15 protein-coding genes are annotated in these 16,543 nt (G+C 63.6%); 4 read left to right on the forward strand and 11 right to left on the reverse strand.

Annotated elements, in window-relative coordinates; genetic code table 11:
- Positions 1–3 precede the first annotated feature (3 nt).
- A complete protein-coding gene (locus tag RX328_RS04360; RefSeq protein WP_213248548.1) occupies positions 4–1,629 on the forward strand; it encodes an ABC transporter ATP-binding protein in 1,626 nt (541 codons plus the stop codon).
- A 152-nt stretch (positions 1,630–1,781) separates the two neighbouring features.
- Here RX328_RS04360 and RX328_RS04365 read toward each other — a convergent pair whose 3' ends face one another.
- Both RX328_RS04365 and RX328_RS04370 read right to left on the reverse strand, forming a co-directional pair.
- The gene (locus RX328_RS04365; RefSeq protein WP_213248546.1) at positions 1,782–2,624 is read right to left on the reverse strand and encodes an NlpC/P60 family protein; all 843 of its coding nucleotides are present in this window, start codon (positions 2,622–2,624) and stop codon (positions 1,782–1,784) included.
- The gene (locus RX328_RS04370; protein WP_213248544.1) at positions 2,617–3,999 is read right to left on the reverse strand and encodes a leucyl aminopeptidase family protein; all 1,383 of its coding nucleotides are present in this window, start codon (positions 3,997–3,999) and stop codon (positions 2,617–2,619) included. The genes RX328_RS04365 and RX328_RS04370 overlap by 8 nt, the downstream gene beginning before the upstream one ends.
- Before the next feature lie 130 nt (positions 4,000–4,129).
- Here RX328_RS04370 and RX328_RS04375 point away from each other — a divergent pair, with 130 nt between their 5' ends.
- A complete protein-coding gene (locus RX328_RS04375) occupies positions 4,130–4,966 on the forward strand; it encodes a tetratricopeptide repeat protein (protein ID WP_213248542.1) in 837 nt (278 codons plus the stop codon).
- Between the two features lie 197 nt (positions 4,967–5,163).
- Here the strand turns inward: RX328_RS04375 and RX328_RS04380 are convergent, their stop codons facing one another.
- The 9 genes from RX328_RS04380 to RX328_RS04420 form a co-directional block, all read right to left on the reverse strand.
- Positions 5,164–6,138, reverse strand: a complete 975-nt coding sequence (locus RX328_RS04380) for a type II secretion system F family protein (RefSeq protein ID WP_213248540.1) — start codon at positions 6,136–6,138, stop codon at positions 5,164–5,166.
- A 9-nt stretch (positions 6,139–6,147) separates the two neighbouring features.
- A complete protein-coding gene (locus tag RX328_RS04385; protein ID WP_213248538.1) occupies positions 6,148–7,125 on the reverse strand; it encodes a type II secretion system F family protein in 978 nt (325 codons plus the stop codon).
- A gap of 7 nt (positions 7,126–7,132) precedes the next feature.
- Positions 7,133–8,599, reverse strand: a complete 1,467-nt coding sequence (locus tag RX328_RS04390; protein ID WP_213248537.1) for a CpaF family protein — start codon at positions 8,597–8,599, stop codon at positions 7,133–7,135.
- Positions 8,600–8,621: 22 nt separating this feature from the next.
- The gene (locus RX328_RS04395; protein WP_213248536.1) at positions 8,622–9,893 is read right to left on the reverse strand and encodes a CpaE family protein; all 1,272 of its coding nucleotides are present in this window, start codon (positions 9,891–9,893) and stop codon (positions 8,622–8,624) included.
- A complete protein-coding gene (locus tag RX328_RS04400; RefSeq protein ID WP_213248535.1) occupies positions 9,890–10,645 on the reverse strand; it encodes a CpaD family pilus assembly protein in 756 nt (251 codons plus the stop codon). The genes RX328_RS04395 and RX328_RS04400 overlap by 4 nt, the downstream gene beginning before the upstream one ends.
- Before the next feature lie 9 nt (positions 10,646–10,654).
- Positions 10,655–12,118, reverse strand: coding sequence for a type II and III secretion system protein family protein (locus tag RX328_RS04405; RefSeq protein ID WP_213248534.1), 1,464 nt, complete (start codon positions 12,116–12,118; stop codon positions 10,655–10,657).
- Positions 12,119–12,135: 17 nt separating this feature from the next.
- Positions 12,136–12,927, reverse strand: coding sequence for a Flp pilus assembly protein CpaB (gene cpaB, locus RX328_RS04410; protein ID WP_213248533.1), 792 nt, complete (start codon positions 12,925–12,927; stop codon positions 12,136–12,138).
- Between the two features lie 127 nt (positions 12,928–13,054).
- Positions 13,055–13,579: a prepilin peptidase gene (locus RX328_RS04415; RefSeq protein ID WP_213248531.1), complete on the reverse strand. Its 525-nt coding sequence runs from the start codon at positions 13,577–13,579 to the stop codon at positions 13,055–13,057.
- Between the two features lie 198 nt (positions 13,580–13,777).
- Positions 13,778–13,942 carry a Flp family type IVb pilin gene (locus RX328_RS04420; RefSeq protein WP_213248529.1) on the reverse strand — a complete coding sequence of 55 codons (165 nt, stop codon included), beginning with the start codon at positions 13,940–13,942 and terminating at the stop codon, positions 13,778–13,780.
- A 306-nt stretch (positions 13,943–14,248) separates the two neighbouring features.
- Here RX328_RS04420 and RX328_RS04425 point away from each other — a divergent pair, with 306 nt between their 5' ends.
- Positions 14,249–15,076: a sterol desaturase family protein gene (locus RX328_RS04425; RefSeq protein WP_213248527.1), complete on the forward strand. Its 828-nt coding sequence runs from the start codon at positions 14,249–14,251 to the stop codon at positions 15,074–15,076.
- Between the two features lie 18 nt (positions 15,077–15,094).
- Entirely contained in the window at positions 15,095–16,543 is a 1,449-nt protein-coding gene (locus RX328_RS04430) for a hypothetical protein (protein WP_213248525.1), read from the forward strand.

The raw sequence follows: 16,543 nt of genomic DNA on the forward strand, positions 1-16,543 counted from the left end.
ATGATGGACGCCATCAACCAGCCCTTGCTCGATGTGCGCGATCTCTCGGTGGCGTTTCACCAACCGAGCGGCGCCACGATTGCGGTCGACCGCGTCTCGTTCTCCATCAAGCGCGGCGAGTGCGTGGCCCTGGTCGGCGAGTCCGGTTCCGGCAAATCGGTCAGCGCGCTGTCGGTGCTAAGACTGCTGCCCTATCCGACCGCGTCGCATCCCTCCGGCACCATCCATTTCAAGGGTCGCGAGCTGCTCAATGCCTCGGAACGCGAGATGCGCGAAATCCGCGGCAACGACATCTCGATCATTTTTCAGGAGCCGATGACCTCGCTCAATCCGCTCCACACCATCGAGGCGCAGATTGGCGAAATCCTCTCGCTGCATAGAGGTATCAGCGGATCGATGGCGCGGGCGCGGACGCTCGAACTGTTGACCCAGGTCGGCATTCCCGATCCGGAAACGAGGCTGCAAAGCTATCCGCATCAATTGTCCGGCGGCCAGCGCCAGCGCGTCATGATCGCGATGGCGCTCGCCAACGAGCCGGACCTTCTGATCGCGGACGAGCCGACCACCGCGCTCGACGTCACGGTGCAGGCCCAAATCCTGGCGCTGCTCGCGGAGATCAGGTCCCGGCTCGGCATGAGCATGTTGTTCATCACCCACGACCTCGGCATCGTCCGCCGCATCGCCGACGTGGTCTGCGTGATGAATTCTGGCAAGATCGTCGAGCAGGGGCCGGTCGAGGAGGTCTTCACCGCGCCGAAACATGCCTATACCCGCGCGCTGCTCGCGGCCGAGCCCAAGCCCGATCCGGCGCCGCCGCGGCCCAACGAGCCGGTCGTGATGTCGGCCGACAATCTCAAGGTCTGGTTTCCGATCAAGCGAGGGCTGTTGCGCTCGACCGTCGGCTACATCAAGGCGGTCGACGGCGTCAGCGTCGCGGTCCGCAAGGGCGAGACGCTCGGCGTCGTTGGCGAATCCGGCTCGGGCAAGACAACACTGGGTCTCGCGCTGCTCCGGCTGATTTCCTCCGACGGCCCAATCGTGTTCCTCGGCAACAACATCCAAGGCCTGCGCTTCAAGGCCATGCTGCCGTTCCGACGCGACATGCAGATCGTGTTTCAGGATCCGTTCGGCGCGTTGAGCCCGCGCATGTCGGTCGGCGACATCGTCGCCGAAGGCTTGAGCGTGCATCAGCGTTCCCTGTCGTATGAAGAGCGCGAGGCGCGTGTCGTCAAGGCGCTCCAGGACGTCGGCCTCGATCCAGCGACGCGCTTCCGCTATCCGCATGAATTTTCCGGCGGTCAGCGCCAGCGCATCTCGATCGCGCGCGCGGCGGTGCTGGAGCCGAATTTTGTCGTGCTGGACGAGCCGACGAGCGCGCTCGATATGCTGTTTCAGGCGCAGATGGTCGATCTATTGCGCGAGCTGCAGCGCAAACGCGATCTGACCTACATGTTCATCTCGCACGATCTGCGCGTCGTGGCCTCGCTGGCTAGCCATCTGATCGTGATGCGTCACGGCAAAGTGGTGGAGGAGGGGCCCGCCGCGGAGCTGTTCAAGAACCCGAAGAGCGACTACACCCGCGCGCTGTTCGCAGCGGCGTTCCGGATCGAGGCGGTTCCGGACCTATAGCCTGTCATGCCCCGCCAACGGGTCGCGCGAATGCGCGCCCGATGACAGGCTCCGGCGGGGCATCCAGTACGCCGCGGCCTCTCGATTCACTCACAACGGTCTCGGAGTACTGGATCACCCGCTTTCGCGGGTGATGACGGCGGAGCTCTCGGCTATAGCCGCTTGATCGCCGTGATCTCGCTGCCGACGGCCTTGATCCGCGCAATGGCCTCCTGCGTGTTCTCGATCACCGTTGCCATGTGGTGCGCGTTGGCATGCACGATGCTGGCGACGTCGCGAACGATCGCGACATGCCCCTTCCAGAAGATCAGATCGCCGCGCTGCAGCTTCTTCATCTCATCAGGACTCAACGTCCGGCCGAGGCTTGCCTCTTGCATGTCGCTGTCGCGCGGACAGCCGATGCCGGCGGCGTTCAGCGATACCTGGACGAGGCCGGAGCAATCGATGCCGAGCGAACTCTTGCCGCCCCAGAGATAGGGCGTGCCGATGAAGCGTTCGGCAACCGCGACGAAATCCTTTTCCACGGCATCGAGGCTGCCGACATGGTGGCGCGGCAGATACCAGCCGTCGCTTGTAATGGCGAACGCGCCGTCTTCGCGTATGACCGTCATCCTTGCTCCCGTCGCCAGCGTCTCGACCGGCGGCAGCTTGATCGAGGGACCTGGAAACGCGAACGTCCGCAGCGCCGTGACCTTGTGCGTCGGTGCGGCCGCAGGTTTTGCCAGCGCTGCATCCGGAATCCAGCCGACATAGCCGTCGCTCGCGAGTTGGCCCCACGCAAACCCTTCGCCATTGCGGTCGTAGATCGTGACGCGTTCGCCCTTCAGCGCCTGCGTCAGCATCATGGCGCCCGCAGCCGGTCGCTCCCACAGCGGCGCGATGGCCTCAGACACGCAAAATTCCTCGCCGGAGACATAGCGCGCGGCCTTCACCTTGCCTTCGAGATATTTCGCGGCGAGGTCGGGTCGTGCCGGCGTCAGGCGCGGATCATCCATAGCGTTCGCTCAACAGTTTGTAGATCGCGCGTGCGGCCTGGCATTCGCCGCCTTCGGGACGCGCGGGTTTTGCCGAAGGCGTCCAGCCGTAGATATCGACATGCAGCCAGCTCTTGGCATCGGTGACGAAGCGCTGCAGGAACAAGGCGCAGGTGATCGAGCCGGCAAAGCCGCCCGACGGCGCGTTGTTGATGTCGGCGACCTTCGAATCCAACCACGAATCATAGGGCGGCCACAGCGGCATTCGCCACAACGGATCGTTCTCCCGCTTTGCATGTTCTGCGACGCTTTCGGCGAGCGTCTCGTCATGGGTATAAAAGGGCGGTAAATCCGGTCCCAGCGCCACCCGCGCCGCGCCGGTCAGTGTGCCCAGATCAATCAACAGATCCGGCTTGTCTTCGTCCGCCAAGGCCAGCGCATCCGCCAGCACCAGCCGTCCCTCGGCATCGGTATTACCGATCTCCACGTTAAGTCCCTTGCGCGACTTGAAGATGTCGAGCGGACGGAAGGCGTTGCCGGCGACCGCATTCTCGACCGCGGGGATCAGGACGCGCAGCCGCACCTTGAGTTTCGCGTCCATCACCATCTGCGCCAGCGCCAACACGTTGGCGGCGCCGCCCATGTCCTTTTTCATGATCAGCATGCCGCTGGATGATTTTATGTCGAGCCCGCCGGTGTCGAAGCAGACGCCCTTGCCGACCAGCGTCACTTTGGGATGGGAGGGATCGCCCCAGCTCAAGTCGATCAGGCGCGGGGCGCGCGCCGAGGCCATGCCGACCGCGTGGATCAGCGGAAAATTCTGCTTCACGAGTTCGTCGCCGACGGTGCAGTCGAAGCTGGCGCCGAAACGCGCCGCCAATGCTTTCGCGGCTTCCGCCAGTTGCTCCGGCCCCATGTCGTTCGACGGCGTATTGATCAGGTCGCGCGCCAGCGCCGCCGCTTCCGCCATCCGCGCGATGTCGATGATATCCACGCAGTCGGGCGGCACCAGCCGGACCTTGGGTTCTTCGGCTTTGCGGTAGCGGCCGAAGCGGTAGCTCCCCAGCGCAAAGGCGAGCGTCGCAAGCCGCAGATCGTGCGACGCGTTGGCGAAGCGATAGACGCCCGGCGGCAGCAGGCCAGGCAGCGCGCCGGGCCGGAACAGGTCGCGCAACCTGGCGGTCTCTTCATCAAGCCCGAACACGACCTGCGCAATCTTCCCGTCGGGCGCGGGCAGCGTCAGGCACTTGCCGGGCTTGGCCATAAAATCATTGGCGAGCGCAAACTGCCGGGCCGGTTCGGGAAGGTCTTTGGCGATCGCGCTCCAGGTCGTTTTGGTGGCGAAGGTAATCGGAATGGCGGGGGCGATAGGTGCGGTCTCGAACGGCGATTGCATGCTTGTCTCGTGAGGGGATGGGCGTGTCTGGCAGGCATAGCACGGCCGATTAACCGGCCGTTAGGGTTAACAGTCTATTGCTGACTCGTTCGGCTCTATTTGTCCCGCCATTCCTATGAGTTGAAGTGCTATGCGTCGATCGTCCAGCCACGCCGGGTCTATCGCCCGGTTCCTGACCTCAGCCGCGGTAACCGCGGTTTTGGCCGCGGGCCTCGGCGGCTGCAAGACCATGTCCGATATCACGGGATCACTGGATTCGTCCTCAACCAAGGCCCAAGCCGCCCCCGAAGATCCGCGCCGCGCGGCCGAGGTCTATGGCGAGCGCTACCGCGCCAATCCCAAGGATGCCGAGGCGGCGTTGGGATATGGCCAGGCGCTCCGCGCCACCGGCCAGCGAGCGCAGGCCGCTGCCGTGCTCGAACAGGCCACCATCGCCCATCCCGGCAACAAGACGCTGCTCGCTGCTTACGGCCGCGCGCTCGCCGACAACGGCAATTCGCAGGCTGCCTTCGACGTGCTCAGCCGCGCCCATACGCCCGCCAATCCCGACTGGCGCATTCTCTCGGTGCAGGGCACCACGCTCGACAAGATGGGCAAGCACGAAGAGGCCCGCCGCTATTACGCGAGTGCGCTGAAGATCGTGCCGGAAGAGCCGTCGGTGCTGTCCAATTTCGGCCTCTCCTACATGCTGACGCGGGAGCTGCCGCAAGCCGAGGAAACGCTGCGGCGCGCCTATTCCAATCCGCGTGCCGACGGAAGGGTGCGGCAGAACCTCGCGCTCGTCGTCGGCTTGCAGGGCCGTTTCGCCGAAGCCGAGACCATCGCCAAGGGCGATCTGCCCGCCGACGAGGCGGCTGCCAACGTGGCTTACTTGCGGGAAATGCTGAGCCGCAAGGACAAGGACCATTCGCGTCCTCCCGGCAACAAAGCGACCGTCCCGGTCGCCGCCCTCAACCGGCCGGACTGAGCATCGCCGCCATCATCGCTGCCAATGCGGGTGACTTGTTCCGCCGGAGTTCAACGCGCGAAGCCCGATCTGACGTTCCGAAGCTAACCGTCATCGAGCAGGCGTCGGCGTGATGCCTCGCCTACTTTCGGCTTGCGAAGAGTTCGGGCGGGCCGGCCGCACGACCGACGACGGCCGAATGGCGCCGCGCCGCGGCCTCACGGCAACGCCTGGATCTTGATGTAGGTCGGTCCGAGAATGACGATGAACAGGCAGGGCAGGAAGAACAGGATCATCGGCACGGTCAATTTCGGCGGCAGCGCCGCCGCCTTCTTCTCGGCTTCGGTCATTCGCATGTCGCGGTTTTCCTGCGCCATCACGCGCAGGCTCTGGCCGAGCGGGGTGCCGTAGCGTTCCGACTGCATCAGCGCCAGGCAGACCGATTTCACGCCCTCGAGGCCGGTGCGCTTGGCGAGGTTCTCGTATGCCACCTTACGATCCTGCAGGTAGGACAATTCCGCCGTCGTCAGCGCGAACTCCTCCGACAGCGCGATCGATTGCGAGGCGATCTCGGTGGAGACCTTGCGGAAGGCGACTTCGACCGACATGCCGGATTCGATGCAGATCAGCAGGAGGTCGAGCGCATCGGGAAAGGCGCGCTTGATGGAGAGTTGGCGCTTGCTGATGGCGTTCTTCAAGAACAGCATCGGCGCCTGCAGCCCGAGATAGGCGGCGCCGATGCAGATGCCGAGCTTGACCGTCAACGACTTGTCCATGTTGGTGATCACGAATACGTAGAGGGCCGCGCCGAGAAACAGCACGACCGGCGTCACCGCGCGGGCAAACAGGAAAGTGACGTACGGCGCGTGGCCGCGGTAGCCGGCCATGATCAGCTTGTCACGCGCGGCCTCCTGCGCCAGCCATTTGGTCAGGTTCAGGTCTTCCACAACCTTGGAAACGAGTTGCTTCGGAGTCTGGCGCAGCGACACCTTTTCCGATTTGTTGAGGCGGTCGCGCTCGCGCTGGCGGAGCCGTTCGCGCTCGTTGGCGACCGCCTTCATGCGCTTGGCGAGGCCTTCGCCGGCAAACAGCGGCATGATCAGCGTATAGGCGGTCGCACTCGCCGCGATGGCGGCAAGCAGCATTGTCATGAACCGCGCGTCGTGCATCTTGGTGATCAGAAAATCAATCATGGCGCACCATCAGAAGTCGAAATTGATCATTTTCTTCATCACCAGGATGCCGATCGTCATCCAGCCGACGCAGCATAGCAGCATGAACTGGCCGAGATGGGTGGTCCAAAGCAGCGAGATGTAGTCGGGCGTCGAGATCCATACCATTATCATCACGGCCGGCGGCAACGAGCCGATGATGCCCGCGGAGGCCTTGGCTTCCGTCGACATCGCCTGAATTTTCTCCGCCATCTTCTTGCGGTCGCGCAGCACCTTGGAGAGGTTGCCGAGCGCTTCCGACAGGTTGCCGCCGGACTTCTGCTGGATCGCGATCACGATGCCGAAGAAGTTCGCCTCCGGTACCGGCATCCGCTCGTACAGCCGTACGCAGGCCTCGCCGAGCGGCATGCCGATAGTCTGGGTTTCGATGATGGCGTTGAACTCGCTCTTGAGCGGTTCCGGCGCATCGGCTGCGACCACCTTGATCGATTCGAACAGCGGCAGACCGGCCTTGATGCCGCGCACGATGACGTCGACGGCATCGGGAAGCGCTTTCAGAAACGCCTTCTCGCGCCGCTTCTTGAGATAGCTCAAGAGCCAGCGCGGCAAGCCGAGGCCTGCACCAAACGCCATCACGGCGGCGCCCAACAGCGAGCCGCCAGCGATGAATGCTAGCACGAAGCCCGCTGCGGCGAGGATGCCGGAAGCAATCCAGAATTTCTGAGGCGTCCAGGATCCCAAGCCGGCCTGGGTGAGGCGGGTCGAGAGCGGAACGGACTTGTCCTTCTTGCGCCGTGCGTCGAGTTCCTTGAGCGATCCCTCGACCTGCTCGCGGCGCGAGCGCTGGCTTTTCTCGGCCTGGCGCGCCGGCGCATCGGAACGGGCGATCGAGGCGCGGCGCGATTCGGCCTTCCTCTCGCCCGACAGCGACGGATAGATGAATACCCAAGCCAGGCCGCCGATGGCGGTAGCGGCGAGGAAGGCCAGTGCGAGTGTCTGCATTGTCATTGCCCCCTCAAGCCTTGTCGGAGACTTCGGCGGCATCGAGCGCGGCGGCAAGCCGCTTCTCCTCGCCGTAATATCGCGCGCGTTCCCAGAACCGCGGCCGGCCGATACCGGTCGAGCGGTGCCGCCCGATGATCTTGCCGTTCGCGTCTTCGCCGACAATGTCGTACAGGAACAGGTCCTGGGTGATGATGGTTTCGCCTTCCATACCCATCACCTCGGTGATGTGGGTGATGCGGCGCGAGCCGTCGCGCAGGCGCGCGGCTTGCACGATGACATCGATCGAGGCGCAGATCATCTCGCGGATGGTGCGCGAAGGCAGCGAGAAGCCGCCCATCGTGATCATCGATTCGCAGCGCGACAGGGCTTCGCGCGGGTTGTTGGCGTGCAGCGTTCCCATCGAGCCGTCATGGCCGGTGTTCATGGCCTGCAACAGGTCGAACGCTTCGGGTCCGCGGACTTCGCCGACGATAATGCGCTCGGGGCGCATACGCAGGCAGTTGCGGACCAGTTCGCGCATCGTGACCTGGCCTTCGCCCTCGATATTGGGCGGGCGGGTTTCCAGCCGTACCACGTGCGGCTGCTGCAACTGAAGTTCGGCGGCGTCTTCGCAAGTGATGACGCGCTCGTCCTCCTCGATGAACTGGGTCAAGCAGTTCAACAGCGTGGTCTTGCCGGAGCCGGTGCCGCCCGAGATCAGCACGTTGCAGCGGACGCGGCCGATGATCTGCAGGATCTGCGCGCCCTCCGGCGAAATCGCGCCGAACTTGACCAACTGCTCGAGCGTCAGCTTGTCCTTCTTGAACTTACGAATGGTGAGCGCGGGCCCGTCGATCGCCAGCGGCGGAACGATGGCGTTGACGCGGGAGCCGTCGGCGAGGCGGGCGTCGCAGATCGGCGAGGATTCGTCGACGCGCCGGCCGACCTGGCTGACGATGCGCTGGCAGATGTTGAGGAGCTGCTGGTTGTCGCGGAAGCGGATGCCGGTTTTCTGTATCTTGCCGGCGACTTCGATGAACACCGTGCCGGCGCCGTTGACCATGATGTCGGCGATGTCGTCGCGCGACAATAGCGGCTCGAGCGGGCCGTAGCCGAGCACGTCGTTGCAGATGTCGTCGAGCAGCTCTTCCTGCTCGGCGATCGACATCACGATGTTCTTGATCGCGATGATTTCATTGACGATGTCGCGGATTTCCTCGCGCGCGGACTCGCCGTCGAGCTTGGCGAGTTGGGCAAGGTCGATCGCCTCGATCAGCGCGCCGAAGATGGTCGCCTTGACCTGGTAATAGTTGTCGGAGCGCCGCGCCTCCATGGTAGCCGCGGGCTGCTGCTTTGCGGGGGCGAGCGGCGGCGAAGCCACCGTCGGCGCCGCGATCTCGCGCGGCACGGCTACGGCGCTGGAGGCCGGCTCCGGCGCCTGAATGGCGGGCTTGAGTACCCGCGTATCACTATCATTTCCGCTACGCTTACCGAACACGATGGCACTCCACGCGGGCTATCTACTTCTTGGCCCGCAACTTCTCGATCAAAGGCGATAGCAACGAACTCTTCGGCTTCTTGGTCTCGCCGCGGCCGGTGAGCCGTTGCGCAATCTGCAGGAACATCTCAGTGGTGCGATGAGTTGCGGAGATCTCCGCGATCATCTGGCCGTTGTTGGCGGCCGAGCCGAAGATTTGCGGCTCGAATGGAATCGTGGCGATCGGGTGGTTTTCGATCGCCTTGGCGAACTCGGCGGCGGGGATCTCCGGCCGCTTCGGGATGCCGACCTGATTGAGGCAGTAGAGCGGCGCACGATCGTTCGGCCGCGATGCCTTGAGGTGGTCGAAGATATTCTTGGTGTTGCGCAAGTTGGCGAGATCGGGCGCGGCGACGATCAGGATGTCGTCGGCCGCGATCAAAGCGCGCTTGGTCCATCCCGACCATTGATGGGGAACGTCGAGCACGATGCAGGGCATCGTGGTGCGAAGCGTATCGAAGATCGAATCGAAGGCTTCTGCGCCGAAATCGTAGACCCGGTCGAGCGTGGCCGGCGCCGCCAGCAGGCTGAGATGGTCGGTGCATTTCGACAGCAGGCGATCGAGGAACGCGGTATCGACCCGGTCAGGCGAGAACACAGCATCGGCAATGCCCTGCGGCGGGTCCTGGTTGTAGTCGAGACCGGCGGTGCCGAAAGCGAGGTCGAGATCGGCGACGACGGAATCCAGCGCCAGATCGCGCGCGATCGCCCAAGCGACGTTGTGGGCGACGGTCGACGCGCCGACACCGCCCTTGGCGCCGACGACGGCAATGATGCGGCCGACCGCCTTGGCTTCCGGTGAGGAGAACAGGTTGCAGACCGAGCGCACGACGTCGATCGCGCTGACCGGGGCGATGACGTAATCGCTGACGCCACGGCGAACCAGTTCGCGATAGAGCATGACGTCATTGACGCGCCCGATCACGATCACGCGGGTTCCGGCGTCGCAGACGGTGGCGAGCTGGTCCAGGCCGGCGAGAATGTCGTTGCGGCCCTCGGTCTCCAGGATGATGACGTTCGGGGTCGGGGCCGAGCGGTAGGCCTCGATGGCCGCGGCCATGCCGCCCATCTGGATCTTGAGATGAGCCTTGCCGAGGCGGCGGTCTTCGCCCGCCGACTGCACGGCGGCCGCGGTTTCCACCGTCTCGCAGAACGCCTGCACCGACACCCGCGGCGCCGGCGCGATGTGGTCCTCGGTCGACGGCGCCGTGATGTCCGGCTGCGATGCTGCATTCTGGCGCGAGTAAGTGATCATTTGCCGGTATCGCTGAGTTTGGCCTTGTCGCTCTCGGGATAGGTGGTCGCGGTGGACGTACCCTTGCGATACTTTTCGAAGGCTGTGCCACGGCGCGGCGCATAGGCTGGGGTTTCGGGACGCGGCTGTGCGAGGTCGGACGGGTTGTCGACCATCGCCGCCAGATTGCGCTGGTTGGAGCAGCCGAAATTGTAATACTGCTTGTTGTCGAAATAGCCCTTGTTGTGGATCGACGGTCCAAGGTCCTCCGGCCACAGCCCGCAGGGGCCGGCCACCGCCGAGATCTTCGGATAGTTGAGGCGGAGCGCGGCCATGTGCCGGGGATCTTCGGGATGATACTGACGGACATTGATCGCGCGCGGCGGCACGCCCGCAGCGGCAAATGCCGCCCGGATCTCGCGCAATGAATCCTCGGCCGCCCGCGCGTTCGGTGTATTGACGGGCACGTCGACGCTGATGACGCCGGTGCCTTCGCGAAGCCAGTCTTGGGCCAGGCCCATGACGTCGGCGCGCTGAGAGGCGGACAAGCCGCCGCGTCCGCGACCGACGAAAACGACGATCGAGCGGTCGGCTTCCTGGATCGCGATCGGATGGCGCAGGCGGTAATCGTCGGGCACACCGGCCGTCGTCACGGGATCGACGACGGTATGTTTGCAGGCGCCGAGCGCCACGGAAACACCGATCAGCGCTGCGGTCAGGCGCAGCGCGCGCTTGCGATCGGCGGGTCTTGCGGATGTGCTCTGTGGTGTCATCGTCCCGCCTCAGTCCGTAATAAAGCCGTAGGTGCCGCGATAATTCCGAGCCTTCTCGACGCGGCCTGGAACGCCGTAGATGCGATTGATGCTGCCGAGCAGGTCCGCCTGCGGGTCCGAGGCGCTGGCAAAGCCGTCATCGGGGCGCGACAGGTCCTTCTGCGCCACCGCGCGCACCACATAGGGCGTGACCAGAACCATCAGTTCGGTCTGGTTGTTGACGAAGTCGCGGCTGCGGAACAGCGTGCCGAGAACCGGCAGTTGCGCCAGGCCCGGAAAGCCGTTGATGGCCTGCTTGGTCTGGTCCTGGATCAGGCCGGCCATCGCCATCGCGCCGCCGGACGGAATTTCCAGCGTCGTCTCGGCGCGGCGGGTCTTGATCGAGGGAATGGTCGTTCCATTCTGGCCGCCAGTCAGAGAGTTTTCGGTCGAGACTTCCGACACTTCGGTCATTACCCGAAGGCTGATCCGTCCCTCCGTCAGCACAACCGGCGTAAAGTTGAGCGAGATGCCGAATTTCTTGAAGCTGACGGTCTGGACGCATTGTCCGATGCCACCGGTCGCCGTTGTTTGGCAGGTCACGCCGGTCGGAATCGGAAATTCGCCGCCGGAGATAAAGGTTGCGGACTCGCCGGAAATGGCGGTGAGGTTGGGCTCGGCAAGGGTCCGCACCACGCCGGCGCTTTCCATCGCGCGCAGCGTCGCCTGCACGGATGGCGTCGCGCCGAAAGCCGCTTGAAGGCCATTGCCGGCGACGAGCGGCGCATTGTTCGCGGTGAACGGGTTGTTGTTGGCGAACCTGACAACGGATGTGCCGTAGGTCAGGTTGGCGCTGAGATCGATGCCCATCTGCTTGATGATCGAGCGCTGGACTTCAGCGAGCGTGACCTTCAACATCACCTGGTCACGGCCGCGAATTGCGATCGAATTGACGACTTTTTCGGCGCCGCCCACCAGGCGGGCGGCGATCTCGGCGGCCTGTTGCGCCTCGACCGGGTTCGCCGCGCTGCCGCTCAATAGCACGCCGTCACCGACGCCTTCGATCTGGATGTCCGAATTCGGCAACGACTGCTTCAGCGCGGCGCGCACGCCGTTGAGGTCGCGCTTGACCGCGATGTCGTAGGCCGCGATCTGCGCGCCGGTGGAATCGAAGAAAACGATATTGGTCTGGCCGACCGCGGCGCCGATGATATAGGCACGCTGGGTCGAACGCACCACGGCGTTCGCGATCTTCGGATCGGCAACCAGCACGTCCTTGATCTCGCGCGGCAGGTCGATCACGATGGATTTGCCAATCCCGAGCGAAACGAAGCGCGCGTTCATCTGTCCGTCGGCGGACATCGGCGCGACGCGATAGTCGCTCGCCAGCACCGGCGTCAGCGCCGGATTGAGCGTGAGAGCAGCCACAGCCGAAAACGACAGGGCGCGGACGATGAACGTTCGCATCATCGGCTGAATTTCCCTGCACTTCATATCGTGCGTCCTTTCGGTCACTTCTGCATCGTCTGCTGGCTGGCAACGCCGTAACGAATGACGTTGAGGGCTTCGCCGCGCTTGTTGAGTTGTTCGTCCGGCTTTTCGACTGCGTTGATATCGGCAATGCTGCGCAGCGCCAGCGTCAGCGAGCCGCTCTGGCGCGACCGCGCCAGCGTTTCGGCCTGCTCGGGCTTCAGCTCGAGGGTGACCGTCCTGCCGACCAGCGAGCTGGCGCCTTCTTTTTCCTTCGGCGCCTGGTCGATCGCGAGAACGCGAACATTGATGAGAATGATCTCCGAACTGGAGATATCCGGACCCTTCTCGTCCGGATTTTTCTCGCGCTTGGTAAGAATCACGTCGACGCGGTCGTTCGGCAGGATGAAGCCGCCGGCGCCGGTTTCCGGCGAAATTTCAGTGGAAATGGCCCGGTAGCCCGCCGGCAGGATCGCCGCCATGAAACCGGAGCCGTCGGCCTTCACCAGCTTCTGCTCGCGAATCGGCTCGCCCGCGATGAACGGCGCGCGGGCGATCGAGCCGGTGATCTCCTTGACGGCGTCGGCCTTGCTGGCGCGGCTGATGAAATTGCTGCTGGCGGTCGCGGCCGGCCAGGTCTGCCATTGCAGATCGTCCGGCTTGACCGACTGGCCGAGGCCGATATCCGACTTCGCGACGAGAATATCGACGGTCTGCATCTGTACGACCGGCTGCGCCGGGGCAGACTTGTCGTCGGACCCGCTGGCGAGATATGCGGCAATGCCGCCGGCGCCGATCGCGATGGCCAGGACCACAATGCGTGCGGTATTCATACGCGCTCACTTTCCACATTACGCTGCGACGGTTCCGCCGCTGTGATGGGAGTTGACCAGCTATTCGTCAAAGCATGGTTAATGAGGCGTGTGTAAATTGCCTTAACGGAAAGTTAGCGACGTTGGATCAGCGCATCGCGAGGTGAGTGAGGTCAACCGCCTTGATCCATTCGGTTTCCGGATAGACGATCAGCGCGCCGAGCGCGAGCGCGATGCCATAGGGGATTCCGCTCTGCTTGTCGTGCAGCCGGTTCAGCCAGGCTTGTCCCGTGAGCAGGGAAGGTAGCGGCCATTGCCGGAACTGAATCAGCAGGACCGTCAGCGCGCCGCCGAGCAGCGAGACGTAGACCAGATAATTGAGGAGGTGGTCGAAGCCGAACCAGAGCGCCACGCTGGCTGCGACCTTGGCGTCGCCGCCGCCGACCCATCCCATCGCGAAGCAGGCAAAGGCTACGACGAGAACGGCGGCGCCGGCGCCGAAATGCAGGAGCATGTCGTGCAGACCCATGCCGCCGAACACCGCAAGCGCAACGAATCCCGCGATCAGGGCCAGCGACACCCGGTTCGAGATCGTCATGGTGAAAAGGTCGCTCGCGGCTGCGAACGCCATGAGGGCCGGAAACAGCAGGAGGCGGGCGGTATCGAGGATCATGAATTCACGCTTGCTGGCGGTTGACCCGAGGTCCAGGCTCCGGCTGAGCCTAGCCACGAGAAATGAACAATCGGGAAACGCCGGAGATCGCAGGTCGTGCGCATCCGAGGCGGCTTTCTGAGTCCGGCGCGCCGACCTTGCGAAAACAACAAAGGCCCCGGCATGCCGGGGCCTTTGAAGTTAGCTCGCAACCGTCGCTTACTTCAGCGAGGTCGAGATCGTAACGAAGTTGGTCGACAGCTTGGTGCCGAGGCCGTTGACGGCGGTGATGATCGCGATCGCGATGCCGGCGGCAATCAGACCGTACTCGATGGCGGTGGCGCCGGACTCATCCTTCACGAAACGCGAAACGAGATTCTTCATGATAACTCCTGTGTACACACGTGGCTGGTCGAACTTAAGTTTGGTCTCGCCGGCGTTCTCAGCACCGTGACCATGGCGTCACCCTAGGGTGCGACAATTTCGGCGCAGTTAATTCGACCGTGCAAAAATGCCTGGAACTTGCAGTTCTTGAGCACAGTAAACGCTGCATTAAGGCATCCGATAAAATGCAAGCGCAGCTTCGTTGCATGGCTGCCAGCGGCGCGGCGCCTCGATCGACGCCTTTGATTCACGGCTCCTTAAGCGCGAGCAGATACCCCTTGCGGTGTCCGATTGAACGAGGTCGTCATGTCCGGTTTGCCAATGGAAGTCATCGAGGTAGTGGGCCAGACGATAGCGAAGGTCGTTCCTGTCACGATCGCGCTCGCCCTTGTGTTCACGGTACTCTCGCATTTCTGGGCCTGCAATCCGGGCAAACCCTGGTGGCGCAAGCGCGAGCTCATCACCGACATCTGCTATTGGTTTCTCGTGCCGGTGTTCGCGCGCATCTTCCGCATCGGACTATTGGTGCTCGGCGCCGCGGTCATCTTCAACATTCATGAGGTCGACGAACTGATTGCATTCTACGACAATGGCCATGGACCGCTGTCGCAGCTTCCGCTCTGGGTGCAGGCGCTGTTATTCCTCGTTGCATCCGACTTCATGCTGTACTGGCTGCACCGCATGTTTCACGGCGGCGGGTTCTGGAAGTATCATGCCATCCATCATTCCTCTGAGGATCTCGAGTGGATCTCGGCAGCGCGATTTCACCCCGTCAACCTGTTCATCGGAACGATCCTGGTCGACGTCATCCTGCTGATGGCGGGGATCTCTCCCAACATCATGCTGTGGGTCGGGCCGTTCACGACGTTCCATTCCGCCTTCGTTCACGCTAACCTGAACTGGACGCTCGGACCATTGAAGTATGTGCTTGCCACGCCGGTCTTCCATCGCTGGCATCACACCTCGCTCGAGGAGGGCGGCAATACCAATTTCGCGGGCACCTTCCCGCTCTGGGACATTCTGTTCGGAACGTTCCGCATGCCGGAGAACCGGCTGCCGGAAACTTACGGCGTGGACGATCAGCAGATCCCTGCCGAGATCGGCGGGCAATTGGCCTATCCATTCCGTCAATAATCCGGCCGGTCATTTCGCATGAGCACTGAAGCCGGGACGATCCAGCGGGCCAAAGCCTTCAGCCTTGGCGACGTCCCGGCATGGCTCTGGCTCGGAATTGGCTTCTACGCGCTGGTACTGATCGGCGGGCGGGCACTTCTGAACGATTCCGATACCTACTGGCAGATCGCGGTGGGCCAGTGGATCCTCGACCACCACGCTTTGCCACGCGTCGACATCTATTCCTTCACCAGGGCGGGAGAGCCGTGGACATCGTCGTCCTGGCTGTCGCAGGTGCTGTATGCGGTGAGCTACAATCTGGCGGGCTGGACCGGACCTGTGGTTCTCGCCGCGACCTCTATCGCCGTAACCTTTGCGTTGTTCGCCCATATTCTAGGTCGCCGCATTCCCGCGGCCTATGCGGTCGCGGTTGCGATCGCGGCGCTGGTGCTCTCGATGGGGCATTTTCTGGCGCGCCCGCATGTGCTGGTGCTGCCGATCATGCTGGCGTGGGCGTACGGCCTGATGTCGGCGAGCGAGCGCGGCCAGGCGCCGTCGCCATGGCTTTTGCCGTTGATCGCGTTGTGGGCGAACCTGCACGGCGGATTCGTGTTCGGCCTGGTGCTGGTCGGCGCGTTCGCGCTCGATGCGCTGTGGAACGCCGATCGCGCGCAGCAAAGGTCGCTGGCGCTGCGCTGGGCGGTGTTCGGCCTTGGCGCGCTGGTGGCCTGCTGCGCCACGCCTTACGGCTGGGGATCGATCCTTGCCGCACGCAAGATTCTTGATCTCGGCGAACTCCTGCATCTGATCTATGAATGGATGCCGGCGGACTTCAGCAAATTCGGCGCGTTCGAGATGGCGATTCTTACGCTGATCGCCGGCGCGCTTTACGGCGGCGTCAAGCTCACGCCGCCACGGATCGCGCTGGTGCTCGGCCTGTTGCACATGGCGCTGTCGCACGTCCGGAATATCGAGATCTTCGCGTTGTTGCTGCCGATCGTGGTGCTCGCACCGGTGGCATCGCAGTTCGCGTTGCGGCCGGCCTGGCCCGCCCGCACCGGCGCTCCGATGTCTGTGATGGCAGCCGTGATGGTCCTGCTCGGCGGCTGGACATGGCTGCTCGCGGCCAACACCACGTTTGCACCGCCGGAAAGCCAGTCGCCTTCGGCGGCCGTCGATGCGCTGAAGGCGCATCATCCGAAGCGGGTTCTCAACGATCTTCCGTTCGGCGGCTATCTAATCTGGCGGCAGATTCCCGTATTCGTCGACGGGCGCGCCGAGCTCTATGGCGAAGCCTTCGATGTGGCTTACTACCGCGCGATGCAGCTCAAGGATGTCAACCAGTTTCTCGACATGCTCAAGAGATGGGACATCGACGCCGTACTGCTGACGCCGCACACCCCGGCGGTCAGCCTGCTCGACAATATCAGCGGCTGGCGGCGCGCTTACGCCGACGAGAACGCGGTGCTGCACGTTCGCACCAACTGA

Origin of the sequence: Bradyrhizobium sp. sBnM-33 (assembly GCF_032917945.1) — a bacterium.
Taxonomy (GTDB): domain Bacteria; phylum Pseudomonadota; class Alphaproteobacteria; order Rhizobiales; family Xanthobacteraceae; genus Bradyrhizobium.

Excerpts from the sequence above, each read along its gene's own strand:
- RX328_RS04360 (WP_213248548.1), top strand. The coding sequence starts at position 4 with ATGGACGCCATCAACCAGCCCTTGCTCGATGTGCGCGATCTCTCGGTG.
- RX328_RS04365 (WP_213248546.1), bottom strand. The coding sequence starts at position 2,624 with ATGGATGATCCGCGCCTGACGCCGGCACGACCCGACCTCGCCGCGAAA.
- RX328_RS04370 (WP_213248544.1), bottom strand. The coding sequence starts at position 3,999 with ATGCAATCGCCGTTCGAGACCGCACCTATCGCCCCCGCCATTCCGATT.
- RX328_RS04375 (WP_213248542.1), top strand. The coding sequence starts at position 4,130 with ATGCGTCGATCGTCCAGCCACGCCGGGTCTATCGCCCGGTTCCTGACC.
- RX328_RS04380 (WP_213248540.1), bottom strand. The coding sequence starts at position 6,138 with ATGATTGATTTTCTGATCACCAAGATGCACGACGCGCGGTTCATGACA.
- RX328_RS04385 (WP_213248538.1), bottom strand. The coding sequence starts at position 7,125 with ATGACAATGCAGACACTCGCACTGGCCTTCCTCGCCGCTACCGCCATC.
- RX328_RS04395 (WP_213248536.1), bottom strand. The coding sequence starts at position 9,893 with ATGATCACTTACTCGCGCCAGAATGCAGCATCGCAGCCGGACATCACG.
- RX328_RS04400 (WP_213248535.1), bottom strand. The coding sequence starts at position 10,645 with ATGACACCACAGAGCACATCCGCAAGACCCGCCGATCGCAAGCGCGCG.
- RX328_RS04405 (WP_213248534.1), bottom strand. The coding sequence starts at position 12,118 with ATGAAGTGCAGGGAAATTCAGCCGATGATGCGAACGTTCATCGTCCGC.
- cpaB (WP_213248533.1), bottom strand. The coding sequence starts at position 12,927 with ATGAATACCGCACGCATTGTGGTCCTGGCCATCGCGATCGGCGCCGGC.
- RX328_RS04415 (WP_213248531.1), bottom strand. The coding sequence starts at position 13,579 with ATGATCCTCGATACCGCCCGCCTCCTGCTGTTTCCGGCCCTCATGGCG.
- RX328_RS04420 (WP_213248529.1), bottom strand. The coding sequence starts at position 13,942 with ATGAAGAATCTCGTTTCGCGTTTCGTGAAGGATGAGTCCGGCGCCACC.
- RX328_RS04425 (WP_213248527.1), top strand. The coding sequence starts at position 14,249 with ATGTCCGGTTTGCCAATGGAAGTCATCGAGGTAGTGGGCCAGACGATA.
- RX328_RS04430 (WP_213248525.1), top strand. The coding sequence starts at position 15,095 with ATGAGCACTGAAGCCGGGACGATCCAGCGGGCCAAAGCCTTCAGCCTT.